The following is a 24,177-nucleotide window of genomic DNA, read 5'->3' as shown; positions in this document are numbered from 1 at the left end:
CCTGGGCGAGCCCTCGATGGACGTCTGCTCACGCGACCGTGGCGAGGTCGCGGCGGAGCGCAGCCACGGTCGTACGCCGGGCGCGGCTGGCGGCGGCAGTGGTGACGACCACGCCGATCACCGCCCAGACCACCAGACCGGCGACCGGGGCTGCAGAGCCGGCTCCGTCGACCGCCCAGTCGAGCAGCTCGGCCGCGAGCGGCACCGGCAGCAGGTCGTGGAGCAGCTGGACCCCGCCCGGGGCCGCATCCATCGGCAGGAAGCCGGAGACCGTGACCACCTGCAGGGCGGTCGCGGCGGCCAGGACGATCCAGCCGGTCCGCTCGCCGAGAGCCGCCACGCAGGTCTGCGCGAGCGCGGCGAAGGTGACCGCCACGACCGGGACAGCCAGCAGCGCGAGGGCCCACGGGTGGGCAAAGGCGGGGGCGAGCCAGGCGAGACCGCCGACCACCAGGACCGCCTGCACGGCCACGACCAGGACGCCGGCGACGAGGCTGGCGGCCATCACCCGAGTCGCCCGGCCGGCGCGGGCCAGTCGAGCCGGGGCCAGGGCTGGCACCGCGAGGTAGGTCAGGAAGGCCCCGAGCCACAGCGCGAGCGCCGCGACCGCCGGGCCGACGGCGGCGCGCGCGTCGCGCGGGGACGCCTCGTCGCGCGACGCGACGACCGGCTGCGCGATCGCTTCGGCGTCGGCCTGTTGCTTCTCGGCGTCGGCGACGGGGATGGCGTCCACGCCCTTGCGGAGACCCGCGGCGAGGTCACCGCTGCCACCACGCAGTGCGGCTGCGCCGTCGTTGAGCTCACCGGTGCCCGAGGACAGCTCGCCCGCACCGGCGGCCAGGCCGTTGGCGCCCTCCGCGAGGTCGGAGGCACCCGAGGCCGCCTCGCCGGTGGCCCCGGCGAGCGAGCGGGCGCCGTTGGCGAGACGGGCGGAGCCGTCCTTCAGGCCGCGGGTGCCCCGGCGGGCCTCGCCGACGCCGTCGGAGAGCGTCGAGGCGCCACCGGCTACCTTCTCGGCCCCGTCGGCGAGGTCACCCGCACCGTCGGCCAGCGTCGAGGCGCCCTGCTGAAGTTGTTGCACGCCGGAGGCGAGCGAGGGGGCGCTGTCGGCGAAGGTCTGCGTGCCGTCGGCCAGCGCCGCAGCACCCGCGACCAGCGCGTCGGCGTGGGCGCCGCCGGGGCCGATCGCCTCGGCGGTGCCGGCGCACGGCTCCGGCGCGGCGGCCGCCAGGGTGGGGGAGGCGCACGCCTGCGCCCAGCCGCGCAGCACCTGCGCCCACCCGTCCACGCCACCGCTCACCTGGGTCGCGCCCGCGGCGAGCTGCTCCGACTGCTTCGGCAGGCCCGCGGTCTGCTCGGCGAGGGTGTCGAGCCCGGTGGAGAGGTCGTCGGCGCCGTCGGCGAGGTCGCCCGCGCCGTCGGCGAGGTCACGGGTGCCGGTGCGCAGCTGGCCCGCACCGTCGGCGAGCCGGCCGAGACCGCCGTCGAGGTCGGCGACCCCGTCGGCCAAGGTGCGGGTGCCGTCGCTGAGGTCACCGGCGCCGTCGTCGAGCTGGCCGAGGCCTCCGCGCAGGGTCGCGGTCCCGTCAGCCAGCTGGCCGGCACCGGAAGCCAGCTCGCCCGCCCCGCCGTCGAGGGCGCTGACCCCGTTGGCCAACCGGTCGGCACCGTCCGCGAGGTCGTCGGCCCCGTCGGCCGCCTCGCCGAGCTGGTCGCCCAGCTCGGCGGTCTGCGCGTAGAGCCCGGCCAGGTAGGTGGTGGTGACCTGGCGTCCCAGCCGCGCGGCGGCGACCTCGGCGACGTCGGAGCTGATCGCGCCCACGACCGTGCCGTCCGCGCCGTCGGTGGCGACGGTGATGCCGGCCTGCTGGGGCTCGTCGCGGGTCATCCCGGCAAGTCGGGAGGAAAAGTCCTCGGGGATGGTGACGACGGCGTGGAAGGTGCCGTCGGCCAGACCTTCCTCGGCAGTGTCGGCGGAGGCCAGTCGCCACTCCATGCCGGGGTCCTCACCCTCGGCGGGGGCGGTGAGGCCGGCGGCGAGGAGCCTTCCGCCGGCGATCGTCGTGGCGTCGTCGCCCTTGCCGGTGGTGACGGGCTCGTCGAGGTTGACGACGGCGGCGGGCAAGGTGCGTACGCCCTCCACCCGGTCGCCGACCGAGGTCAGGGCCACGCCCGCCACGAGGGCGGGCAGGAGGAGCGCTGCGGCCAGGGCGCCACGCGAGGCGCGGGTGCGGGTGGGGGTGCTCATGCGAGGACCTTCCGGTGGGCGGGGGCGAGGAGGTGGAGGTGCGTGTGGTCCTCCGCGGGCAGGAGCCGGTCGGGCGGGTTGTCCGCGCCGACGACGACGGTGGTGCCGCGCGCGGCGAGCGCAGCGAGGGCGCTCCACCGCTCGGCGCGGACGGAGTCGGCGAGAGGACCCGGGACGTCGAGGCCGTCGACGACCACGAGCGGGGTGCCCTCGGGCAGCGCGGCGAGCTGCTCGGCCCCCGGCCATGTCGGGAACCACCACACGCTCGAGCGCACCGGGGCGGACTCCTCCGGCAGCAGCCGGTCGAGCACCAGCAGGGTGCCGGAGCGAGCGGGCAGGCGGCCGGCGACGGCCGCGAGCAGGGCGCGTCGCGCGACGCGGTCCTGCGCCGTGACGACCTGCAGCGCGCCGGGGCGTACGACCAGGGAGAGCGGGTCGAGGAGCGCGTCGTCGTGCTCGTCGGTGAGCACCAGGTCGAGGGCACGGACGGCGGCGGGACCGTGCTCGGCCACCCACTCCTCGTGCTCGACGTGGTGGGCCAGGCCCTCGCCCTCGACGTCGAGGTGGGGCAGGACGCGGTCGAGGCGCCGCGGCAGCCACCAGGCGCGGTCGCCGAGCAGCGCCATCACCGCGGGCACCAGCGTCATGCGCACGAGGAAGGCGTCGATGAAGACCCCGACCGCGAGCCCGACGGCGATCGGCTTCACGACGGGGTCGGCGTGCGGCACGAAGGCGGCGAAGACGGCGATCATGATGACGGCCGCCGCGGTGACCACGCGGGCGCTGGCGGTGAAGCCGGTGGTGACCGAGCGGCGCGCGTCGCCGGTGTGCACGAACTCCTCGCGCATCTGGGAGACGAGGAAGACCTCGTAGTCCATCGCCAGGCCGAAGAGGACGCCCATCAGCACGATCGGCATGAACGAGATGACGGGGCCGACCTTGGCGACGTTGAGCGCCTCGGCCGCCCAGCCCCACTCGAAGATCGCGGCGACCACGCCGAAGGAGGCGAGCACCGAGAGCAGGTAGCCGACGGTCGCCTTGAGCGGCACGGCGATCGAGCGGAAGACGAGGGTGAGCAGCACCATCGACAGGCCGACGACGACCAGGCCGAACGGCAGCAGGGCGGCGGAAAGACGCTCGGAGACGTCGATGGCCACGGCGGTCTGGCCGGTGACGACGACGTTGCTGACCTCGTACTCCTGCTCCAGCTCGTCGCCCAGGGCCCGCAGGTCGTGGACCAGCTGCGCGGTCTCGGGGTCGGTCTGGCCGGCTTCCGGGACCACCTGGATGATCGCCAGGTCGGCGCTCGGGTTGGGGGTGGCCATGGGCACGGCCGCGACGCCGTCGAGGGCCGCGACCTCGGCCCTGAGGTCGTCGACGAGAGTGAGGGGATCGAGGCTGGCGATGATGTCGCCGGTGACGAGCAGAGGGCTGTTGAAGCCCTGTCCGAAGGTCTCGGAGACGAGGTCGTAGGTCTCGCGCGGCGCGCTGCCCGGCTCCTTCATGCCGTTGTCGGGCAGGCCGAGCGCGAGGTCCTTGGCGGGCACGGCCAGCACGAGCAGCGCCGCGGCGGTGACGACCACGGTGAGCACGGGCACGGCCGTGACGGCGCGGACCCAGCGGGCGCCGAGCGTACGCTGCGCCGTCGGCTCGGCGGTGGCACGACGGGCCGCGCGGGAGCCGCGGCGGGGCCGCAGCTTCTCGCCGAAGACCGCGAGGAGGGCGGGCACCAGGGTGACGGCCACGACCACGGCGACGGCGACGCCGGACGCGGCGGCCAGGCCCATCACGGTGAGGAAGGGGATCCGCGCGACCGCCAGGCCGCAGAGCGCGATGACGACGGTGGCGCCGGCGAAGATCACGGCGCTGCCGGAGGTGGCGACCGAGCGGGCGACGGACTCGGTGACCGCCATGCCCTGGGCCAGCTGGGTGCGGTGCCGGTAGACGATGAAGAGGGCGTAGTCGATGCCGACCGCCAGGCCGATCATCAGAGCCAGGGTCGGGGTCGTCGAGGTGATCGTGGTGGCGCTGGCGACGGCCAGCAGACCTGCCATGGTGACGCCGACTCCGAGGACGGCGGTGAGGATCGGCATCCCGGCGGTGAGCAGCGAGCCGAAGGTGATGGCGAGGACCACCAGCGCGATGACGACGCCGAGGCCCTCGGTGGCGCTGACCGCGACGCCGGTGGTGGTGAAGACCGAGCCGCCGAGGTGGACGTCGAGCTCGCTGCCGTCGGGCAGCTGGGCCGCCTCCTCCAGCGCCGGCACGGTCTCGTCGCCGAGGCCGTCGAGCTTGACGTCGAGGAGCACCTGGGCGAGCGCGTGGCGCCCGTCGTCGGCGACGTTGATCTCGTTGCCCTCGGCGAACGGGTCGACCACCGTGGCGACGTGGTCGACCTGCTCGACCTCGTCGAGGACCGCGCGCACCTCGTCGGCGTGGTCGGCGATCGACTCGCCCTCGGGTGCGACGAAGAGCAGCTGGCCGCTGGTGCCGGCCAGGAGCGGGAAGCGCTCGTCGAGCTGGTCGATGCCGGTCTGCGACTCGGTGCCGGGGATCGTGAGGTCCTCCTCCAGCGAGCCACCGAGGGCGACGGCTGCGCCGCCGAGGGCCAGGAGGAGGACGACCCACCCGATGATCACCCAGCGGGCAGAGGTGGCAGCGGCACGACCGAGGCGGTACAAGTACGAAGACACGTTCAATACGTTAATGTATTGAATACGAAAACGTATCCTCGCGGTTCTGTGTCTCCCACCACATCCGAGACAACGGCGAGGCCCGGGAGGAAGGATGGGGCCATGGCGGTGACGACGAAGACCTCTCGCAGGCGCGAGCACACCCGCGAGCGCCTTCTCGAGGCTGCCACCGACGTCTTTGTCGAGAAGGGGCTCAAGCGTGTCACCGTCGACGACCTCGTCCAGGCCGCCGGCTTTACCCGAGGCGCCTTCTACTCCAACTTCGAGAGCGTCGACGAAGTCTTCTTCGAGGTCTTCGGCCGCCACGCCCGCGCCCTGCTCGACCGCGCGCGGATGGCCATCGACGCCGTGCCCGAGGGTGAGTTCGACGTCGACACCGTCGGCCAGCTCCTCGAGGAGGTGACCTCCGCCGGCGACGCGTGGGTGGTGCTGCACACCGAGTTCACGCTGCTCGCGGTGCGCAACGCCGAGGCCGCCGCGGTGCTCGCCACCGCCTCGGACCCGCTGCGCCGCCAGGTGGCCGAGCTGATCGGGGAGGTGCTCCACCGCCTCGGACGTCGCCCGACCGTGCCCCTCGAGCAGCTCGCCCAGATCGTCTCCGTGCTCCAGGTGCACGCGGCCCTGTTGGCCCAGGTCGGCGACGCGTCCCTGACCGACGGACGGCCCGGCAGCCGAGGGATGAGCGCGCTGCTCGTCGACAAGCTCGTGCGGGGGTTCAGCGAGCCGGTGTGAGGGGCGCCCACCCTTGCGCGCCGCCCCCACGCGCCGCCCAGTTCGGCGTCATCGCCGACGCGTGGGCGCCATGTCCCGCAGCGTGGGTGGATGCCCCAACCTCGCCTCCAGCTCCGCAGCCTGGGCGAGCAGCAGCTCGGCGGCGGCGATGGCGTCGGTGGAGGCCCGGTGGGCGCCGTAGCGGGGCAGGTGGAAGTGGCGGCGCGCGGCGTCGAGCCGCAGGCTGCCCGGCGGTGCCTCGCCCTGCGCGTCGGCGACCAGTCGGTGGTGCAGGCGCAGGGTGTCGACCGCGGTCAGCGGCACCCCGCAGCCCCACTCCCGCTGCACCGCGGCACCGATGAAGTCGAGCTCGATCGGTGCGTGGTGGGCGAGCAGGACGTGACCGCGCAGGGCTGCCAGCAGCTCGGTCAGCGCAGCCACCGGTGCGGCGGCTCCAGCGAGGGCGTCGTCGGTCAGTCCGTGCACGGTCGCCGAGTCGCCGACACCCACGCCCGGCGGCAGGCGCAGCGCGACCTCGCGGGTCTCGGCGAGCACCACCTGTCCGCCGCGCACCGGCACCCACCCGGCGGTGAGCACGTGGTCGCGCCGCGGGTCGAGGCCGGTGGTCTCCAGGTCGACGGCGAGGAAGTCGATCGCGCTCCAGGGCGTGGTCGCGGCGGGCGGGGGAGCCGCAGCCAGGTCGCGGACCGGCCCGGCCGGGTAGTCCTCGGGCCGCGGAGGTCGGCGCCCGGGCCGCCATCCTGGACACCATCCGCGGCGCAGCCCGCCCCTCACACGAACCCCGAGCTCAGCCGTGTCGAGAGCTGCTGCTGGGCGTGGCGCACGACGGCGAAGGCGTCCTTGAGGTCGCGCCGCTGCCGGTCGGTGAGGTCGCGGGGCGCGACCTGGTTGTCGGGCACCAGTCCGCCGCGCACCTGCGCCACCTGGTGGTGCAGCCGCAGGTAGCTCATCAGCTCGAGGGCCACGCGCAGGTCCTCCGCGGTCCGCTCGTCCAGCAGCCCACCCTCCTCGGCGGCCGCGAGACGGGCACTCGTCGACAGGGCGGTCGAGCCGACCCGCAGCGCCTGGACGCGCGCCAGCTGCACGATGATCGAGATGGCGCGCTTGATGTCGAGCGTGTCGCGGTGGTCGCCCTCGTGCTCGAGCACGAACGTACGGAAGAAGCCCAGAGGGGGCCGGGAGCCCAGCGCGCGGGCGACCAGGTGGCTCACCAGGCGGGGGGAGACGTGGTCGGCGGCTGAGCGACGGACCTGCTCGGTCAGGTCGGGGTCGCCGGTGAGGTGGCGCATATCGTGGAAGACAGCCACGTGCAGCACCGCGTCGGGCTGGGGCTCGCGCGACCACGCCGAGAAGTGGCGCCGCCACTCCTGCGGGGTGAGGCGCCACTGGGGGTTGGTGGCCATCACTTCGCCGGGGCAGCGCGGCCAACCGGCCTCCTCCAGCCCGGAGGTGACCCGCTCGGCCAGCGCGGCGAACCAGGCGTCGTGGCCCTCCTCGGCCACCACCAGGGCGTGGTCCTGGTCGGCTGAGAGCGCCTCCTCCTCGCGCGCCGCCGACCCGAGCACGACCCAGCTGTACGCGGTGGGTGGCGGCCCGAGCTCCGCCTCGGCGAGCGCGACGAGACGCCGTCGCACCGCGTCGCCCAGGGCGGTCAGCACCCGCGAGATGTCGCTCGCGGAGACGTCGCTGTCGACCAGCTCACCCAGCACCGCGGGGATCCTGCGGGCCTGCTCGACGACACCGGCGACCGACGTCTGCACGCCGATGTCGGCAGCGAGGTAGACCGGGTTCGACTTCTCCAGCCGCACCAGGTCGGTGGTGGTGACCAGGCCGAGGGGCACCGTCCGTTCGCCGACGACAGGCAGGTGGTGGATCCGGCGCGTCACCATCTCCAACAGCGCCTCGAAGGCCATCGCGTCGGCGCGCAACGTGCGCGGCGGCGAGGTCATCACCTCGCCGACGGGCACGGCCGGGTCGAGCCCGGCCGCCAGCACCCGGGTGCGCAGGTCGCGGTCGGTGACGATGCCGACGAGCTGCTCGTCCTCCACGACCAGGACGCAGGAGACGCCCGCCTCGGTCATCACCCGCGCCGCATCGGCGACCGGAGTGGTCGGCTCCGTGGTCACCGGTGCCCGGGTCAGCAGCGAGCGCACGGGCGTACGCAGCACCGTGTGGCCGCTGCTGGCCTGCTGGAGGTTGCGGATCGCCCGGGTGAGCCGCGTGTGGTGGGCGCCGGCGAAGAACGTCAGGAAGGAGGGGTGCTCGCGGGCGAGCTGCTCGAACCGGTCGGCGGCGAGCACCACCAGCAGGGTGTCCTCCACGGCGACGCTGCGGTAGCGCGTGGGCCGGTGCTCGAGCAGCGAGCTCATGCCGAAGGCGCCTCCGGTGCCGATCCGCTCGATCAGCCCCCCGGCCTCGTCGACGATGTCGACGGCGCCCACGCGCACGACGTACAGGCCGTCACCGTGCAGCCCGACCTCCACGACCACCGAGCCCCGGCGGGCGTAGCGGATCGTGCAGGACCGCGGCAGCCGCTCGAGGACCACCGGCCCGAGCGCGTCGAAGGGAGCGTGCTGGGCCAGGAAGTCCCGGATCTCCGCGAGCTCGACGTCCATGCCTCATCGTGGCACGGAGCGGCGCTCGGCCACGAGCGTGCTCAGGGCACCAGGACGCTCAGGGCCTCCATGATGCACGCCGGCTTCCCGTTGCCCTTGACCTCCACGGTCAGCAGTGAGGTGAGCAGCTCGCCGCCTGCGCCGGGCGCGAGGGAGAGCAGCTCGACGCCCACGCGGATCTCCGAGCCGACAGGGACCGGGGCGGGGAAGCGGACCTTGTTCGAGCCGTAGTTGACGCCCATCCGCAGGCCCTCGACGGTGTAGACCTGCCACATCAGCTGGGGCACGAGCGACAGGGTCAGGTAGCCGTGCGCGATCGTCGAGCCGAACGGTCCCTCCTTGGCGCGTACGGGATCGACATGGATCCACTGGTGGTCGCCGGTGGCGTCGGCGAAGAGGTCGATCTGCTGCTGGGTGACCGTGTGCCACGGGGAGAACCCCAGGTGACTGCCGACGGCGGCACGCAGCTCCTCGATGCCCTGGAACGTCCTCATGTTTCCTCCTGCTCGGGTCGTACGTGGGTGGTGGCGCCGGGCGGTCAGCCCTTGGGGCCGCCGGCCACGTAGATGACCTGGCCGGAGACGAAGCCGGCTTCCTCGCTGAGGAAGAACGAGACGGTGTGGGCGATGTCGGCGGGCTTGCCGGTGCGGGCCACGGGGATGTCCTTGACGGCGTAGGCCTTGAGCTCCTCGAAGCTCATGCCCATGCGCTCGGCGGTGGCCTCGGTCATCTCCGTCTCGATGAAGCCCGGCGCGATGGCGTTGGCGGTCACGCCGTAACGGCCCAGCTCGAGGGCCAGCGACTTGGTGAAGCCCTGGATGCCGGCCTTGGCCGCGGAGTAGTTCGTCTGCCCGCGGTTGCCCAGGGCGGAGGTGCTCGAGAGGTTGACGATGCGACCCCAGCCGGCCTCGGTCATGTGCTTCTGGGTGGCGCGGCTCATGAGAAAGGAACCGCGCAGGTGGACGTCCATCACCGAGTCCCAGTCACTGGTGCTCATCTTGAAGAGCAGGTTGTCGCGGATGATGCCGGCGTTGTTGACCAAGGCGGTCGGCGGTCCGAGCTCGGTGGTGATGCGCGCGACGCCCTCCTCGACGGCCGTCTCGTCGGCGACGTCGATGCCGAGCCCGAGGGCGTTGCCGCCGGCGGCGGTGATCTCGTCGGCGACAGCGACGCAGGCCGCCTCGTCGAGGTCGACCACTGCGACCGCGAAGCCGTCGGTGGCCAGGCGCTGGGCGATGCCCTTGCCGATGCCGCGGGCGGCGCCGGTGACGACGGCGACGCGGGACGCTGCGGACGGTGCGGTGGTGTTCATGGATTCTCCTGGTGGCAGATGGGGTGCAGGGGTGGTGGACGGTGACTCTTCGGACGGGCGGGTCAGGAGCCGCCGGTGAGTGAGACGCCACCGTCCATGACGAGCAGCTGTCCGGTGATCCAGGACGCCTCGTCGGAGAGCAGGAAGGCCACCGCGTCACTCACGTCGCTCGGCACGCCCAGACGCTTGAGGGGGTAGGCGGAGGCCACCTCGTCCTCGCGGCCCTCGTAGAGGGCGGTGGCGAACTTCGTCTTCACCACGGCGGGGGCGACGGCGTTGACCCGGATGTCGGGGCCGAGCTCGACGGCGAGCTCCTGGGTGATGTGGGTGAGCATCGCCTTGGAGGCGCCGTACATGCCGATGCCGGGGGCGGTGCGGAGGCCGGCGATCGAGGAGACGTTGACGATCGCGCCTCCGTGATCACGCATCCAGGCCCCGTGCGCCTCCTGGGCCCAGCCGAGGGCGGAGATGCAGTTGACCTCAACGATCTTGCGAGCTGCGTCGAGGTCGATGCCGATCATCGGTCCGTAGGTGGGGTTGATCCCGGTGTTGTTGACCAGGATGTCGGCGCTGCCGAAGGTCTCCACGGCGCGCCGGATGGTGGTGGCGCGGTGCTGCGCGTCGTCGGTCTGGCCCGCGACTGCGAGGGCGTGCTCCGGACCGCCGAGGCTCTCCACGGCCTCGTCGAGGGCCTCCTGCTTGCGGGCGGTGATCACTACGCGCGCCCCCTCGGAGACGAGGCGTCGGGCGATGGCCAGGCCGATGCCGCGGCTGGCTCCGGTGACGATGGCGGTGCGGCCGGTGAACCTGGGGGTCATCGAGTTCCTCACGGGGGCAGGGGGTGGGACGGGTCGGGTGTCCAGTGAATCCACGGAAGTGTTGACAGCCGCGGGCCCATGGTGCACGTTGTTCACCAGCATTGTCAACGGCCATGTTGACTCCTGTTGAGTCCCTCGGCCGACCCCACGCGTGATCCCCGAGAGGCCTGGATGAACACCCCGACGACGACCGACGTGCGCATCACCACGACCAGACGCCCCGGCGCCGGCGACGTCAGCCTCGCCCTTGACACCTTCGAGCCCACCCATCTGCGCGCGACGGCGACGATGGTCCTGCTCCACGGAGGCGGGCAGTCGCGCGCGCAGTGGAGGGAGGTGGCGACCTCGCTCGCCGAGAAGGGGGTCCGTGTGCTGACGCTCGACCAGCGGGGGCACGGGGAGAGCGACTGGTCCCCGTCGGGCAGCTATGACCTCACCGACTCCGTGGCCGACCTGGCCCTGCTCCTCGACGACCTCGCGGCCGACCTCGTCGGTCCGGTCGTCCTGGTGGGCCACAGCCACGGGGGCAAGGTCGCCCTGACGACCGCCGGTCGGCGGCCGGCCGGCCTGGTCGGGCTGGTGATCATCGACGCGGTGCCCGACATGGTGCCCGACTGGGAGAGCAACGCCTTCTTCCGGCGTACGGCCGACGGGTTCGCCGACCTCGAGGAGGCGGCGCGCGAGATGAGCGGCCTGGTGGGTCGGCCGATGACCCCCGCAGGGCTGGCGCGCGGCCTGAACCAGGAGGCTGACGGCCGCTGGACCTGGCCCTGGGACACCGCAATCGTCGACGCGGTGGCCGACGGGCTCGAGCGCGACACCGAGCTGATGTACGCCCAGGCGCGGCGCACTCAGGTCCCGTCGCTGCTGCTGCGCACCGAGGAGTCCCGCTTCCTCGACGACAGGAACGTCACGGCCTTCTGCGACGCCCTGCCGCAGCTCGACGTGCGGACGCTCCCCGGCACCCAGCACCACCGTCCCTGGGTGCGACCGGACCTCGTCGTCGAGCACCTGCTCGCCTTCCTCGACCTCATCCGGCGTCCGGCGGCGACCGCGACGGCGCTCGGCGACGTGGGCGCGGTGGGCCCGCTCTTCGAGCCCTTCCGACTGGGCGAGCTCGAGCTGGGGTCCCGGATCGTCATGGCGCCGATGACCCGCAACGCGTGCCCCGGTGGGGTGCCCGGCGCCGACGTCGTCGACTACTACGCACGCCGGGTGGCGGCCGGCGTCGGGCTGGTGATCAGCGAGGGCATCTACGTGCCGCACGCGAGCGCCGGCACCTATCCGGACGTCCCGGAGATGGCGGCGCCGGGTGCGGTCGCCGCCTGGCGGGCGGTCACCGACCGGGTGCACGCGGAGGGCGGTCGGATCTTGGCACAGCTGTGGCACGTCGGCGGAGTGCGCCGCGCCGGTCGTCCGCCGGTGCCTGAGGCCCCCGTCGTGAGCCCCTCGGGCATCGACCTGCGCGGTCGTCGCGTCGGCGAGCCGCTGACCACCGTTGAGATCGACGAGATCGTGGCGGCCTACGCGGCGGCTGCGGCGTCGGCGATGGAGGCGGGCTTCGACGGGGTCGAGATCCACGCTGGCCACGGCTACCTGATCGACGAGTTCCAGTGGAGCGGCACCAACCTGCGGCAGGACCGCTTCGGTGGTGACCTGCGGGCCAGGAGCACGCTGGGGGCGCTCGTCACCGCTGCCGTGCGCGACGCGATCGGCCCCGCGGCGCCGCTGTCCTACCGCTTCTCGCAGTGGAAGCTGACCGACTACGAAGCGACCAACGCCGCCGACCCCGACGAGCTGGCTGTGTGGCTGGAGCCCATCGTCGCCGCGGGCGCCAGCGTCCTGCATCCCTCGACGCGGCGCTGCTGGACGCCCGCCTTCGCCGGCTCGGAGCGCACGTTGGCCGGCTGGACGCGTCACCTGACCGGCCTGCCGGTGATCGCCGTCGGGTCGGTCGGGGTCACGGCCCCCTTCCGGTCGGAGAGGGAGGTCGTGGCGCCGGCGGTGCCTTTGTCGCGGGTCGTGGACCTGGTGACGTCGGGGGAGGCCGACCTGGTCGCCGTGGGACGGGCCCTGATCTCCGACGCGCAGTGGGCGGCCAAGGTGCGCGACGGTCGTCCCGAGGCGATCCGCTGGTATCGCAAGGAGCACGAGGCCGAGCTGGGCTGAGGGGCAGCCCTGGCTCGGCCCCGTGGTCGAGCCGGGTCAGCCCACGTGGGGCGGCGTCCGCTTCAGCTCCATGCGTGCGATCGTGCGGCGGTGCACCGCGTCCGGTCCGTCCACCACACGCAGGGCGCGCGCCCACGCGTAGAAGAAGGCCAGGGGAGTGTCGTCGGAGAGCCCGGCCGCCCCGTGGATCTCGATCGCGCGGTCGATGACCGCCACCGCCACGGCCGGGGCCGCGACCTTGATCTCGGAGATCTCCGTGCGGGCGTTCGCTGCCCCACCCTGGTCGATCAGCCACGCGGCCTTCTGCACGAGGAGGCGGGCCTGGTCGATCTCGATGCGCGACTGGGCGATGAGGTCCTGCACGTTGGCCTGCTCCGAGAGGTGCTTGCCGAAGGCGACGCGCGACTTGGCGCGGTCGACCATCAGGGCGAGCGCGCGCTCAGCCATGCCGATGGCCCGCATGGCGTGGTGGATGCGTCCGGGACCCAGACGGGCCTGGGCGATGGCGAAGCCCTCACCCTCGCCGGAGAGCAGGTTGCTCGCGGGCACCCGCACGTCACGGAAGACGATCTCGGAGTGGCCGTGCTGGTCCTGGAAGCCGAAGAGCGGCAGGTGGCGGACGATCTCCACGCCCGGGGTGTCGCGTGGCACCAGGATCATCGACTGTTGTCGGTGCACCTCGGCGGTGGGGTCGGTCTTGCCCATGACGATGAAGATCTTGCAGCGCTCGTCGGCGACGCCGGTGATGAACCACTTGCGCCCGTTGATCACGTAGTCGTCGCCTTCACGCACGATCTGGGTCGTGATGTTGGTGGCGTCGGAGGAGGCGACGTCGGGCTCGGTCATGGCGAAGGCAGAGCGGATCTCGCCCGCCAGGAGCGGCTCCAGCCACTGCGCACGCTGCTCGGGGGTCGCGAAGAGCTCGAGGGTCTCCATGTTGCCGGTGTCCGGGGCGTTGCAGTTGATGGCCTCGGGAGCCAGCACCGGTGACCAGCCCGAGATCTCTGCCACCCCTGCGTACTCGAGGTTGGAGAGTCCCGAGAGCTGGGGGAGGAAGAGGTTCCACAGGCCGCGGCGTCGCGCCTCGGCCTTGAGCTCCTCCATCACGGGCGGGTGCTCGTGCTCACCGTGAGCGCGCAGGTAGTCGCTCCACACGGCTTCGGCGGGGAAGACGTGGGTGCGCATGAAGTCCCACATCTCCTCCGTGGTCTCGAGGGCCTTCTGCGAGGGAGTGAAGTCCATGGTCGTTCCTTTCGGTCAGAGGTGCTGGAGGCCGGCGGCCCCCAGGGCGCGCACCTGGTCGTCGAGGTCGCCGAAGTCCTGGCCGGCCATCGCGCCGGCTCGGGATCGGGCGGCGACGCCCTGCACGATCGCGGCGAACTTGAAGTGGGCGAAGGCCTGGTGGAAGTCGACGGCCGAGAGGTCCGCGCCCGAGACGGCGGCATAGCGGTCCAGCATCTCGGCACGGTTGGCGAACCCGGGCAGGTGGGTGACGCCGGGGATCATCGAGAGCGGCCCCTCGCTGGGGTCGCGCCAGAAGAGCATCAACAGCCCGAGGTCGGTCATGGGGTCGCCGAGCGTGGAGAGCTCCCAGTCGAGCACGGCGTTGATCCGGCCGGGCTCGGCGAGGTCGTAGACGACGTTGTCGAGCCGGTAGTCGCCGTGGATGATCCCGCTGCGGGACTCGGTGGGCACCTCCGCGGCGAGGCGCCGGCCGAGCTCCTCGACCTCCGGCACCTCCTCGAAGCGGCTCTTCTCCCACTGCGAGGTCCAGCGTCGGACCTGGCGCTCCAGGAAGCCCTCGGGCCGGCCGTAGTCGGCGAGACCGACCGCGGCGGGGGTCGACGGCGTGGAGGTGGGCCAGGGTGTCGGCGAAGGCGAAGGAGAGGCGGCGGCGCTCCTCCGGCGTCTCGGCGTATCCCGAGGGCATCCGGTCGCGGATCACGTGGCCCTCCACGCGTTCCATCACGTAGCACGGGACGCCGATCAGCTCGCCCTCGTCGACCAGGAGGACACGGGCGGTCGGGACCGGGGAGTCGGCCAGCGCCTGCTGCACGCGGGCCTCGCGCATCATGTCGTGGGCCGTGGGAAGGAGGTTGCCCTCCGGGGGCCGGCGCAGGATGCACTCTCCGGCTGGGGAGGTGACGGTGAAGGTGAGGTTGGACTTGCCTCCGCTGATGAGGTCGACCCGGAGGTCGAGCCAGCGGTCGTCACCCGAGAGGCGGGCGAGGGCGGGGCCGAGTCGGTCGGCCCCGGCGAGGGTGTGGGCGGGGGTCGTCATGCAGCCCACGGTAGTGATCAAGCGATCGGTCAGACCAGCGGTCTGAGTCAGATGGTTTGGCATAGTGTTCGGTATGACTGAACACGTGCCAGGGGCCGCGCCCGGTGCAGCGCTGCGCAGCGCGCGTGAGTCGCGCGGGGTCAGCCTCCGCGCCCTGGCGCGACAGCTCGGGGTGTCGCCCGCGACCCTCAGCGCGCAGGAGACCGGACGGACGCCCCTGACGGTCCAGCGACTGGCGCAGGCGGCGCAGCTGCTGGACGTCCCGTTGTCGCGGCTGGCCGAGGGGCGACTCACCCTCGTGGGAGCCGAGGGCAGGAGGACGCATCCTCGGCCGGAGGAGCGTCCCGGACGGGACTGGCGCGCCTACCCCGACCTGGGGCTCGACCCGATCCTGGCCGCCGCGCTCGAGGTCTTCGTCGAGAAGGGTTTCCACGGTGCGACCATGCGCGACGTGGCGGCCGCGGCGGGCCTGAGCGTCGCCGGCGTCTACCACCACCACGCCAGCAAGGCGGACCTGCTCATCGACCTCTTCGACCGCGCCATGGTCGAGATCCGGTGGCGCGTCGTGGCGGCCCGGGACCAGACGGAGGGAGAGGTCGAGAAGTTCGGCGCCATGGTCGAGGCGCTGGCGCTCGTGCACGTGGAGCGTCGGCACCTGGTGTTCCTCGGTGCGAGTGAGATGCGCGGGCTGCCCGCGGGCGAGAGAGCCCGTTTCGCCGGGTTGCGCTCCGGGGTGCAGGCCCTGCTCGACGACCAGGCGGTTCGCGCGGTGACGGCGGCGGGAGGGGTCGAGGACCCGGAGACCCTGCGCACCCGGACCCGGGCGATCGCCAGCATGTGCACCTCGCTGCCGAGCTGGTTCCGGGAGGGAGGTGCCACGAGCCCGTCGGAGGTGGCTCGGGAGTACGCCCGCCTGGCCCTCGCCATGCTCGGGATCTGAGGGCGGCGTCAACTACTTTCCACATTAGTGTTGACAGCCATGGGTGCTCGTGGTCACATATCAACACAAGCGTTGATAGGCGATCGGGAGTCCCCATGTTCTACGAATGGTCAGGCCAGACGTTGGCCCGTGTCTTCGACTACACGTGCGCCGAGAAGCCCACCCGCGAAGCCCTGGTGGCGGGTGAGCGTCGGTGGACCTACGCCGAGCTGCAGCACGACGTCTTCCAGGTGGCTGCCGGTCTGCGCGCGATCGGGATCGGCCACGGGAGCAGGGTCGCCGCCATCGTGGGTGCCTCGGAGGAGTTCGCCACGATGGTGCTGGCGCTCCAGCGCCTGGGAGCGGTGCTCATCCCGCTCAACCTGACCTGGACCGCCCGCGAGTTCATCCAGTCCTTCCGGCTCACCGACCCCGACCTGCTCATCACGATGGAGGAGTTCCGGAGCAACCAGGTGCTGGCGGGTCTCGAGGAGGCACTGCCCGGCCTCGCCTCGGGCGTCTTCGGCGAGCTCGAGCTGGAAGAGGCGCCGACGCTGCGCGGCGTCGTCACCGTCCACTCCGACGCCTCCCGGGGCTACGCGCGCACCTTCGCGGACGTCCGTGCGGCGGGGCAGGCGTACGACCGTGACGAGATGCTGCGCCTGACGGACGACGTCTCGCCCGACGACCCCGTGCTCTGCCTCCCCACCTCCGGCTCCACCGGGTTCCCCAAGCCGGTGGTCCACTCCCACTCCAGCTTCCTGTCGAACTGCGCCAACTACGCCGACGCGGTGGAGTTCTCCGAGACCGACGTGATGCTCAACTACGGCACCACCTACCACGCCTCGGGCCAGCTGCTCTTCGTCGTGCCGTGGATCCGGGGCGGCGCCCAGATCCTGCTGGACTGGTTCGAGCCCCAGGTCGCCCTCGAGCTCATCGAGAAGGAGAAGGTCACCGTCACGTGGGGCTTCGACGTGCACTACCTGATGATGGTGCGCCACCCCGAGGTCAGCCGCTACGACCTCAGCAGCCTCACCCGGGCCCTCATGGGCAACGACCCCGCGACGTTCGACGAGATCGCCCAGCTCGGCATCGAGCACCACGGCAACATCTACGGCTGCTCGGAGTACCTCTCCAACGTCTTCCCCTACCGCGACCGCGCCGACCGCGAGCGCATGAAGCAGTCGCACGGCCGTCCGATGGAGGGCGTCGAGCAGAAGATCGTCGACCCCGTCACCGGCGAGCGGGTGCCGACCGGCACCATCGGCGAGATCTGCGTCAAGGGCCCAGGCCTCTTCAAGGGCTACTACAAGATGCCCGACCAGACCGAGGCCGCGATCGACGACGAAGGCTTCTTCCACACCGGTGACTTCGCCTTCGTCGACGACGCCGGCTACACCTACTACCGCGGTCGGCTCAAGGACACCGTGAAGACCGGCGGGGAGAACGTCTCCGCCCGCGAGGTCGAGCTCTTCCTGCAGACCGAGACGCCGTACGTCCGCACCGCGCAGGTCTTCGGGCTGCCCGACCCCAAGTGGGGTGAGGCCGTCACTGCCATGGTCGAGCTGCACGACGGCGTGAGCGTCACCGAGGACGAGCTGCGCGACTTCTGCCGCGGCAAGCTCGCTGGCTACAAGATCCCGAAGCGCTTCGTGATCGTCGGCCACAACGACTGGATCGTGACGCCGACCGGCAAGTTCGACAAGCAGGCCCTGCGCAGCCGCACGTTGCTCGACCTCGAGCAGTCCACCAGCGCCTGACCGGCGCCCTCACCCCCCCCCAAGCGAAGGAACACCTCCGATGGACTTCGACATCTCAGACGAGCAGCAGGCGATGGTCGCCGGTGTGCGCGACGTGCTCCGCGGGCGCTTCAGCCCCTCCCACTTCCGTGAGCTGGAGGACAACTCCGAGTGGCCCTGGGAGGCGATGCAGGCGCTGGGTGACCACGGCTACCTCAGCATCCTGGCCCCCGAGGAGCTGGGTGGCGCCGGAGGCAGCAGCCTCGACGCCATGCTCTGCCTCGAGGAGGCAGCCCGGGTGATGGGTGGTCCGGCGATGGCCTACTTCACCACCATGTGCTTCGGCGTCCGCACCCTGGCCGAGCTCGGGACCCCCCTGCAGCAGGAGAGGATCCTGCCCGGCCTGATGGCCGGCACGAGCTTCGTGGGGCTCTCCCTCACCGAGCCCGACGGCGGCACCGACGTGCTGGGCGCCATGCGTACGCGTGCCAAGCAGGACGCCGACGGCAGCTGGGTGATCAACGGCGCCAAGATCTTCACCACCGGTGCCCACATCGCCGACTACGTGATCGCCGTCGTGCGCACCGACAACTTCGAGAAGCGCGGCAGCTACGGCGTCACCATGTTCCTCGTGCCCACCGACGCCCCGGGCCTGACGATCACCCAGATCCCCCTCTTCGCCCAGCGCACCACGGGTGCCAACAACGTGGTCTTCGACGACGTTCGAGTGCCTGAGGAGATGGTGCTCGGCGAGGTGCACAAGGGTCTCTACTCGCTCTTCAACGTGCTCAACGACGAGCGGATCGGCGCCGCCACCATGGCGCTGGGCATCGCTCAGGCCGCCTTCGACGAGGCGCTGGAGTACGCGAAGACCCGCACCGCGTTCAACCGGCCCATCGGCCAGTTCCAGGCCGTGCAGCACAAGCTCGCCGAGATCTGGGTGCGGCTCCAGGCCGTGCGTCAGACGGTCTACCGGGCGGCGTGGCTGCAGAGCGAGGGGAAGCCGGCGGAGATGGAGTCGTCGGGCGCCAAGCTTCTCGCCTCCGAGACCTGCATCTGGGTGGTCAACGAGTGCATGGACATCCTCGGCGGCTACAGCCACACGCTCGAGTTCAACATGAGCTACTACCTGCGCGACGGGCGCTACACCTTTGCCCCGGTGACCAACAACGCCGTCAAGAACCTCATCGGTGAGCGCCTCGGCCTCCCGAAGTCGTACTGATCCCCCCGACCCACAGATTGGACCGAGAACCATGCAGGAACGCGAGTCCTTCGAGGACTACACCGTCGGTGAGCGACTGGTCAGCCCGTCGCGCACGATCACCGAGAGTGACGTCGTCAACTTCGCCATGATCACCGGCGACTGGCACCCGATCCACGTCGACAAGGAGTATGCGGCGGCCAGCAGCTTCGGCCAGCGGATCGCCCACGGCATGCTCACCATGAGCCTGGGTGGCTCGATGTGCATGTGGATGGGGCCCAACACGTTCGCCCCGAAGAGCTTCATCGCGTTCCTGGCGATGGACGAGATCCGGATGAAGAACCCCACCCTCATCGGCGACACCATCCACTGGGAGGGCGAGGTCGTCGGCCTGGAGCCGAAGAGCAACGGGCGCGGCATCATCACCTACGCCTGCGAGGTCAAGAACCAGCGTGACGAGGTCTGCGCCTCCTACGTGCAGAAGATCCTCGTGGGACGCCGGGCCGACGAGAGCGAGGCCGCCCGATGACTCTTTCCGGACGCGCAGCCATCACCGGCATCGGTGAGACCACCTTCGCCGAGGGCGCCTCGCGCAACCGTCTGGCCCTGGCGCTCGAGGCGATCCAGAAGGCCGCCGACGACGCCGGGATCGCCGTCGAGGACATCGACGGGATCGTCCGCTACTCGATCGACGGCTCGGGCAACGACCAGATCCTGCTCCAGAACCTCGGCATGAAGGACCTCTCCTTCTCCGTCGAGATCCCCTTCTACGGCGGGTCCGGCGCAGCCGCCATCGGCGCCGCTGCAGCGGCGGTCTCCTCGGGCCTGGCCAAGAACGTCATCGTCTACCGGGCGTTCACGCTCTACGACATGACCCACTTCGCGAAGCGGAACTCCGCGACCGTCTGGGCGATGGAGGGTGGAGTCGCCGACTTCATGCGGCCCTACGGCTGGCTCTCGATGATGGACACCTACGCCCTCACCTACGAGACGCACCGCGCCAAGTACGGCACGACCACCGAGCAGCTGGGCGCCATCGCGGTCGCCATCCGCAAGGCGGCCAACCGCAACCCCAACGCGATCCTGCGCGACGTGCCGCTGACGCTCGAGGACCACGCCCGGGCCAACCGGGTGTCGGGACGGTTGGGCGTCGACGACGTGACCCTCAGCGACTGCGAGGGCGCTGCCGCGGTGCTGGTGAGCTCGGTGGAGCAGGCCCGCGACTCCCGCAACAAGCCCGTGGTCATCCACGGCGCGGCGGCCGGCCTCGGCCCGACGCCGTCGCTCAACTGGGAGATGCACCTCTTCAAGGACGACCCGACGGTCTCCCCGGCGCACTACGTCGCCCCAAAGGTCTTCGGCATGGCCGGCGTGAAGCCCGCCGACATCGACGTGGCCCAGATCTACGACTGCTCGACGGTCAACGTCCTGCTCCAGCTGGAGGACTACGGCTTCTGCGCCAAGGGCGAGGGCGGTGCCTTCGTGGAGAACGGCAACGTCGAGCTCGGCGGCTCGCTGCCGATCACGACCAGCGGCGGCATGCTGTCGGAGGCCTCGATCCACGGCTTCAACCACGTGGTCGAGGGCGTGAAGCAGATCCGTGGGACCTCGACGAGCCAGGTCACGGACGCCGAGCTGTGCCTGGTCACGAGCTCGGTCCCGACCCCGACCAGCGCCGTGATTCTCGGCACCGACCGTGGAGGCAACTGATGACCACCAAGTACGACCGCCCGCTCCCGCGCTTCTACGCCAACGGTGCGCGTGAGTTCTACGACGCCGCGAAGAAGCACGAGCTGCGCATCCAGCAGTGCTCGGACTGCAAGAAGTTCCGCTTCCCGCCCCAGCTGATGTGCCCGGCCTGCCGCTCGACCGAGTCGCAGTGGACCCAGGTCTCCGGCCGGGGCACGATCCACACCTTCACCGTGGTGCGTGGCTACGAGCCACGGTCGGTCCCGATGTTCTCGTGGCCGGCCGACCAGTACCCCATCGTCGTGGTGATCGTGGAGCTCGAGGACGCGGGCAGGGCCCACATCGTCTCCAACATGGTCGACTGCGACCCTGACGAGCTCGAGATCGGCATGCCGGTCGAGGTCGTCTTCGACGACGTGACCGACGAGGTCACGCTGCCCAAGTTCCGGCTGGTCGGCAGCGGCGCGGGGGAGGAGTCATGACCTGCGACGTCGAGCGCCACCTCTTCCGGCCCGGCCGGATCGGGACGCTGGAGATCCCCAACCGCGTCGTGCTGCCCCCGATGCTCATGGGCTACGGGAGCGAGGACGGCTTCGTCACCGAGCGTGCCAAGGACTACTACGCCGCTCGGGCCCGGGGTGGCGCCGGGCTGGTCATCGTCGAGGCCTCCATGCCGCTGCCCGGCGGCAAGATGTTCAAGACCTACTTCGACATCAGCGACGACCGTTACCTCCCCGGCCTGACCGAGCTGGCCGGCGTCATCAAGGACAACGGTGCCCGCGCCGCCATCCAGCTGGGTGACGGCGGGCGTGAGGTGCGGCGCGACCTCACCGGACGGGCGCCCATGGGGCCCTCCCCGGTGGCCGCGCGCAAGCGCGAGGTGCCGATCGAGATGACGCTCTCCGACATCCGTGACGCCGTCCGGGGGTTCGCCGAGGCGGCCCACCGGGCCCAGCGGGCCGGCTTCGAGGGTGTCGAGATCCACGGCGCCCACGTCTACCTGCTGAGCCAGTTCCTCTCCGGCTTCACCAACTTCCGCACCGACGAGTACGGCGGCAGCGTGGAGAACCGCTTCCGCATCCTCGTGGACATCGTCAAGGCCACCAAGCGCCTCACGGGCGACGACTTCCCGGTCTGGCTGCGCATCAACGGCGTGGAGTTCGACACGCCCAACGGTGTCACCCTGGAGGAGAGCCGCGCCTTCGCCCGTCTGGCGGAGGAGGCCGGCTACGACGCGATCAGCATCTCGGCCGGGAGCCCGCACTACGAGGCGACCATGCACACGCTGTACACGCCGCCGAAGTTCCTGGTCCCCGTCGCGGCCGCCATCAAGGAAGTCGTCTCCTTCCCGGTGATGGTCGCGGGCAAGCTCACCCCTGAGCAGGGTGAAGATGTCCTGGCGGCCGGCGAGGCCGACTTCATCTGCATCGGCCGGGCGCTCATGGCCGACCCCGACCTGCCGAGGAAGGTGCGTGACGGCCAGCCGGAGGACGTACGTCCGTGCCCGTGCCTGCTGGACTGCGTCAACCGGGGCGTGCTCCGTGACCAGCCGCTGGTCTGCATGTCCAACGCGGCCCTGGGGCGAGAGCGCGAGTACGCCATCGAGCCCGTGGCCGAGCCCGGTCACGTCGTCGTGGTGGGGGCAGGGCCGGCCGGTCTCGAGGCTGCCCTCGTCGCTGCCCAGCGGGGTCACCGGGTCACGCTCCTCGAGCGCGACGCGGAGCTGGGTGGCCAGCTGGTCGTCTCCTCCCGTGCTCCACACAAGAAGGACCTGACCCGCCTCGTCGACTTCTACTCGACCCAGCTCGCCAAGCACGGCGTCGAGGTGGTGACGGGCGAGGAGGCCACCGCGTCCGTGGTCCTGGAGCGGGACCCGACCGCCGTCGTCCTGGCGACGGGGGAGTCCGGCTGTCGCACCACCAGCCAGGGCAGCGTCGCCCAGGTCGACGACCTCCTGACCGGAGAGGTGCCCGACGGTGCGTCCGTCGTGGTGCTCGGTGCCGACACCCGCAGCTGCGAGCTCGCCGACCTCCTCACCGAGGGACGCAGCAACCAGGTGGTCGTCAGCACGGACGGTCGCAAGGTGGCCCCGATGCTGACCGGCATCGTCCGCGGCACGCTGCTGGAGCGGCTGAAGGAGAAGGGCGTCGACCAACGGACCCACACCAGGATCGGTGCGATCACGTCGCGCACGATCGAACTGGTGGGGTCGGAAGGCGTGGAGACGGTCCCCGCGGATCTGCTCGTCCTGAGCGGAGCCAGCACGGTCGACGCGGCCCTGCTGGACGAGCTGCGCCAGGCCGTGCCCAGGACCTACGTGGTGGGCGACGCCGTCGAGAAGGGCGAGCACATCGACGCCATCTCCGAGGGCGCGCGCATCGGTCGCCTGGTCTGATCCTGTCGGTCCGGGTGCTCCTCCCCCACGGAGCACCCGGGCCGACCTCCGGCACCGCCCCTCCCGCCGCTCCTAGAATCGGCGCCACCCGTCGTGAGGAGAAGCATGTCCCAGAGCAACATCGCCCGTCGTCGAGCACTGGCGCAGCAGGAGGGCAACGCCGCCTACCTCGAGAAGCGTGCCCAGGTGGTCTCCGCAGCCACCGTCCTCTTCAAGGAGAAGGGCTTCGACGCCACCACCCTGGGTGACATCGCCGAGGCAGTGAGCATGGACCGCGCCTCGCTCTACTACTACTTCCCCAGCAAGAACGAGATCCTCCAGGAGTCGGTGGCCGGTGTCACCGGCCGCAATCTGGAGATGGTGCGGGGGCTGGGCAGCTCGGACCTGAGCCCCAGCGAGAGGATCCGCAACCTCATCCACAACGCCCTGGTCTCGTTCCACGAGAACTACCCCCAGGTCTTCGTCTACATCCAGGAGGACATGACCCGGATCTCGGACCGGGACGACCCCTGGGCGCAGACGATGCTCAAGCAGACCCGAGAGTTCGAGGAGGCCCTCCTCGACCTCATCCGTGACGGCGTGACCCAGGGGGCCTTCCGGCCCGACCTCAATCCTGTCCTCGTGGCCCACGCCATGTGGGGAATGATCAACTGGACGCACCGGTGGTACCGGCCCGGGCAGTTCGAACCCGCCGAGATCGCCGAGGAGTTCGCGACCGTCTTCCTGCGGGGTGTCGAGCGACGTCCTGAGGACGGGGCGGGGCCCCAGGAGGCCGAGAGGGCCGACGCCCCGACCGACACGGGGGAGCACGACGCTCCGCCCGACTGAACCGACCGAGATGGAGATCCTGTGACCGACCTCGACGAGCTGGCCAGCCGGCTCGAGATCCAGAACGTCATCGCCCGCTACGCGCACGCCGTCGACCGGCGCGACTTCGACACGGTCCGCGAGTGCTACCACGAGGACGCCTACGACGACCACGGTCGCTACAAGGGTGGGCTCGACGGACTGATCGACTACATGCACGCGCTGGCGGCCAAGCTGGTCAGCACCTACCACCTGATGGGGACCCCCTACATCGAGGTGGACGGAGACACGGCCAGGGTCGAGACCTTCTCCATCTACCGACGCGAGCTCATCGGCGACGCACCGGTGCTCTCCGGGTTGCGCTACGCAGACACCTTCGAGCGCCGCGACGGCCGGTGGCGCATCGCGAAGCGGTTGGTGATCCTCGACTGGGAGCACCTGGCCGGTGGCGACCCGCGGATGCCGTGCGGCCCGGAGTGGCTGCGCGGGGCCCTGGGCGAGCAGGACCCCGCGTACGCGATGTTCCAGCGGCCCCAGTCGGCCTGAGGGATTCTCCGTC

At 71.4% G+C, this 24,177-nt stretch carries 20 protein-coding genes and 1 pseudogene; 11 read left to right on the top strand and 10 right to left on the bottom strand.

The features are described from left to right. Positions 1-28 precede the first annotated feature (28 nt). Positions 29-2,248 carry a YhgE/Pip domain-containing protein gene (locus IEQ44_RS08915; RefSeq protein ID WP_193638109.1) on the bottom strand — a complete coding sequence of 740 codons (2,220 nt, stop codon included), beginning with the start codon at positions 2,246-2,248 and terminating at the stop codon, positions 29-31. Beyond that, on the bottom strand, positions 2,245-4,941 hold the full coding sequence (locus IEQ44_RS08910; protein ID WP_193638108.1) for an MMPL family transporter: 2,697 nt from the start codon (positions 4,939-4,941) through the stop codon (positions 2,245-2,247). Before IEQ44_RS08910 ends, IEQ44_RS08915 begins: the two co-directional genes overlap by 4 nt. A 102-nt stretch (positions 4,942-5,043) precedes the next feature. On the opposite strand from IEQ44_RS08910, the gene IEQ44_RS08905 reads away from it, so the two are divergent. After that, positions 5,044-5,673: a TetR/AcrR family transcriptional regulator gene (locus tag IEQ44_RS08905; protein WP_193638107.1), complete on the top strand. Its 630-nt coding sequence runs from the start codon at positions 5,044-5,046 to the stop codon at positions 5,671-5,673. Positions 5,674-5,721: 48 nt separating this feature from the next. Here the strand turns inward: IEQ44_RS08905 and IEQ44_RS08900 are convergent, their stop codons facing one another. The 5 genes from IEQ44_RS08900 to IEQ44_RS08880 all read right to left on the bottom strand — a co-directional run bounded on the left by IEQ44_RS08900 (position 5,722) and on the right by IEQ44_RS08880 (position 10,418). Then, a complete protein-coding gene (locus tag IEQ44_RS08900; protein ID WP_193638106.1) occupies positions 5,722-6,447 on the bottom strand; it encodes a 3'-5' exonuclease in 726 nt (241 codons plus the stop codon). After that, complete coding sequence (locus IEQ44_RS08895) at positions 6,444-8,288, bottom strand: DUF294 nucleotidyltransferase-like domain-containing protein (protein ID WP_193638105.1); 1,845 nt, start codon at positions 8,286-8,288, stop codon at positions 6,444-6,446. The genes IEQ44_RS08900 and IEQ44_RS08895 overlap by 4 nt, the downstream gene beginning before the upstream one ends. Positions 8,289-8,329: 41 nt before the next feature. Further along, positions 8,330-8,782, bottom strand: coding sequence for a MaoC family dehydratase (locus tag IEQ44_RS08890; protein WP_193638104.1), 453 nt, complete (start codon positions 8,780-8,782; stop codon positions 8,330-8,332). Between the two features lie 44 nt (positions 8,783-8,826). Continuing rightward, complete coding sequence (gene fabG, locus IEQ44_RS08885; RefSeq protein ID WP_193638103.1) at positions 8,827-9,600, bottom strand: 3-oxoacyl-ACP reductase FabG; 774 nt, start codon at positions 9,598-9,600, stop codon at positions 8,827-8,829. Positions 9,601-9,662: 62 nt separating this feature from the next. Continuing rightward, the gene (locus tag IEQ44_RS08880; RefSeq protein WP_193638102.1) at positions 9,663-10,418 is read right to left on the bottom strand and encodes an SDR family oxidoreductase; all 756 of its coding nucleotides are present in this window, start codon (positions 10,416-10,418) and stop codon (positions 9,663-9,665) included. A 171-nt stretch (positions 10,419-10,589) separates the two neighbouring features. Between IEQ44_RS08880 and IEQ44_RS08875 the strand changes: the two genes are divergently transcribed. Continuing rightward, positions 10,590-12,587 carry an alpha/beta fold hydrolase gene (locus tag IEQ44_RS08875; protein WP_193638101.1) on the top strand — a complete coding sequence of 666 codons (1,998 nt, stop codon included), beginning with the start codon at positions 10,590-10,592 and terminating at the stop codon, positions 12,585-12,587. Positions 12,588-12,623: 36 nt separating this feature from the next. Here IEQ44_RS08875 and IEQ44_RS08870 read toward each other — a convergent pair whose 3' ends face one another. The 3 genes and pseudogenes from IEQ44_RS08870 to IEQ44_RS18055 all read right to left on the bottom strand — a co-directional run. Further along, on the bottom strand, positions 12,624-13,829 hold the full coding sequence (locus tag IEQ44_RS08870; RefSeq protein ID WP_193638100.1) for an acyl-CoA dehydrogenase family protein: 1,206 nt from the start codon (positions 13,827-13,829) through the stop codon (positions 12,624-12,626). A 15-nt stretch (positions 13,830-13,844) separates the two neighbouring features. After that, the gene (locus tag IEQ44_RS17685; protein WP_264674463.1) at positions 13,845-14,381 is read right to left on the bottom strand and encodes a phosphotransferase family protein; all 537 of its coding nucleotides are present in this window, start codon (positions 14,379-14,381) and stop codon (positions 13,845-13,847) included. 208 nt (positions 14,382-14,589) lie between these two features. Next, positions 14,590-14,868 (bottom strand): annotated as a pseudogene (locus IEQ44_RS18055) (phosphotransferase); the annotation flags it as partial. Between the two features lie 73 nt (positions 14,869-14,941). Here IEQ44_RS18055 and IEQ44_RS08860 point away from each other — a divergent pair. From IEQ44_RS08860 to IEQ44_RS08820, 9 genes are all read left to right on the top strand, one after another. Then, on the top strand, positions 14,942-15,808 hold the full coding sequence (locus tag IEQ44_RS08860; protein ID WP_193638099.1) for a TetR-type transcription factor C-terminal domain-containing protein: 867 nt from the start codon (positions 14,942-14,944) through the stop codon (positions 15,806-15,808). 95 nt (positions 15,809-15,903) lie between these two features. After that, positions 15,904-17,547 (top strand): class I adenylate-forming enzyme family protein, encoded by a 1,644-nt coding sequence (locus IEQ44_RS08855; RefSeq protein ID WP_193638098.1) that lies wholly within the window; start codon positions 15,904-15,906, stop codon positions 17,545-17,547. Positions 17,548-17,587: 40 nt separating this feature from the next. Then, on the top strand, positions 17,588-18,748 hold the full coding sequence (locus IEQ44_RS08850; protein ID WP_193638097.1) for an acyl-CoA dehydrogenase family protein: 1,161 nt from the start codon (positions 17,588-17,590) through the stop codon (positions 18,746-18,748). Between the two features lie 31 nt (positions 18,749-18,779). Then, positions 18,780-19,256: a MaoC family dehydratase gene (locus IEQ44_RS08845; RefSeq protein WP_193638096.1), complete on the top strand. Its 477-nt coding sequence runs from the start codon at positions 18,780-18,782 to the stop codon at positions 19,254-19,256. After that, complete coding sequence (locus IEQ44_RS08840) at positions 19,253-20,437, top strand: thiolase C-terminal domain-containing protein (RefSeq protein WP_193638095.1); 1,185 nt, start codon at positions 19,253-19,255, stop codon at positions 20,435-20,437. The genes IEQ44_RS08845 and IEQ44_RS08840 overlap by 4 nt, the downstream gene beginning before the upstream one ends. After that, complete coding sequence (locus IEQ44_RS08835; RefSeq protein WP_193638094.1) at positions 20,437-20,898, top strand: Zn-ribbon domain-containing OB-fold protein; 462 nt, start codon at positions 20,437-20,439, stop codon at positions 20,896-20,898. The genes IEQ44_RS08840 and IEQ44_RS08835 overlap by 1 nt, the downstream gene beginning before the upstream one ends. Next, positions 20,895-22,811 carry an oxidoreductase gene (locus IEQ44_RS08830; protein WP_193638093.1) on the top strand — a complete coding sequence of 639 codons (1,917 nt, stop codon included), beginning with the start codon at positions 20,895-20,897 and terminating at the stop codon, positions 22,809-22,811. Before IEQ44_RS08835 ends, IEQ44_RS08830 begins: the two co-directional genes overlap by 4 nt. A gap of 105 nt (positions 22,812-22,916) precedes the next feature. Then, positions 22,917-23,639 (top strand): TetR/AcrR family transcriptional regulator, encoded by a 723-nt coding sequence (locus tag IEQ44_RS08825; RefSeq protein ID WP_193638092.1) that lies wholly within the window; start codon positions 22,917-22,919, stop codon positions 23,637-23,639. Positions 23,640-23,660: 21 nt separating this feature from the next. Further along, the gene (locus IEQ44_RS08820; protein ID WP_193638091.1) at positions 23,661-24,164 is read left to right on the top strand and encodes a nuclear transport factor 2 family protein; all 504 of its coding nucleotides are present in this window, start codon (positions 23,661-23,663) and stop codon (positions 24,162-24,164) included. Positions 24,165-24,177: the final 13 nt, after the last annotated feature.

This window comes from Nocardioides malaquae (assembly GCF_015070385.1).
GTDB lineage: Bacteria > Actinomycetota > Actinomycetes > Propionibacteriales > Nocardioidaceae > Nocardioides > Nocardioides malaquae.
This window is presented reverse-complemented; position numbering and strand designations above follow the sequence as displayed.

Excerpts from the sequence above, each read along its gene's own strand:
- IEQ44_RS08860 (WP_193638099.1), top strand. The coding sequence starts at position 14,942 with ATGACTGAACACGTGCCAGGGGCCGCGCCCGGTGCAGCGCTGCGCAGC.
- IEQ44_RS08905 (WP_193638107.1), top strand. The coding sequence starts at position 5,044 with ATGGCGGTGACGACGAAGACCTCTCGCAGGCGCGAGCACACCCGCGAG.
- IEQ44_RS08845 (WP_193638096.1), top strand. The coding sequence starts at position 18,780 with ATGCAGGAACGCGAGTCCTTCGAGGACTACACCGTCGGTGAGCGACTG.
- IEQ44_RS08895 (WP_193638105.1), bottom strand. The coding sequence starts at position 8,288 with ATGGACGTCGAGCTCGCGGAGATCCGGGACTTCCTGGCCCAGCACGCT.
- IEQ44_RS08880 (WP_193638102.1), bottom strand. The coding sequence starts at position 10,418 with ATGACCCCCAGGTTCACCGGCCGCACCGCCATCGTCACCGGAGCCAGC.
- IEQ44_RS08850 (WP_193638097.1), top strand. The coding sequence starts at position 17,588 with ATGGACTTCGACATCTCAGACGAGCAGCAGGCGATGGTCGCCGGTGTG.
- fabG (WP_193638103.1), bottom strand. The coding sequence starts at position 9,600 with ATGAACACCACCGCACCGTCCGCAGCGTCCCGCGTCGCCGTCGTCACC.
- IEQ44_RS08875 (WP_193638101.1), top strand. The coding sequence starts at position 10,590 with ATGAACACCCCGACGACGACCGACGTGCGCATCACCACGACCAGACGC.
- IEQ44_RS08825 (WP_193638092.1), top strand. The coding sequence starts at position 22,917 with ATGTCCCAGAGCAACATCGCCCGTCGTCGAGCACTGGCGCAGCAGGAG.
- IEQ44_RS08830 (WP_193638093.1), top strand. The coding sequence starts at position 20,895 with ATGACCTGCGACGTCGAGCGCCACCTCTTCCGGCCCGGCCGGATCGGG.
- IEQ44_RS08915 (WP_193638109.1), bottom strand. The coding sequence starts at position 2,248 with ATGAGCACCCCCACCCGCACCCGCGCCTCGCGTGGCGCCCTGGCCGCA.
- IEQ44_RS08855 (WP_193638098.1), top strand. The coding sequence starts at position 15,904 with ATGTTCTACGAATGGTCAGGCCAGACGTTGGCCCGTGTCTTCGACTAC.
- IEQ44_RS08870 (WP_193638100.1), bottom strand. The coding sequence starts at position 13,829 with ATGGACTTCACTCCCTCGCAGAAGGCCCTCGAGACCACGGAGGAGATG.
- IEQ44_RS08840 (WP_193638095.1), top strand. The coding sequence starts at position 19,253 with ATGACTCTTTCCGGACGCGCAGCCATCACCGGCATCGGTGAGACCACC.
- IEQ44_RS08890 (WP_193638104.1), bottom strand. The coding sequence starts at position 8,782 with ATGAGGACGTTCCAGGGCATCGAGGAGCTGCGTGCCGCCGTCGGCAGT.
- IEQ44_RS08835 (WP_193638094.1), top strand. The coding sequence starts at position 20,437 with ATGACCACCAAGTACGACCGCCCGCTCCCGCGCTTCTACGCCAACGGT.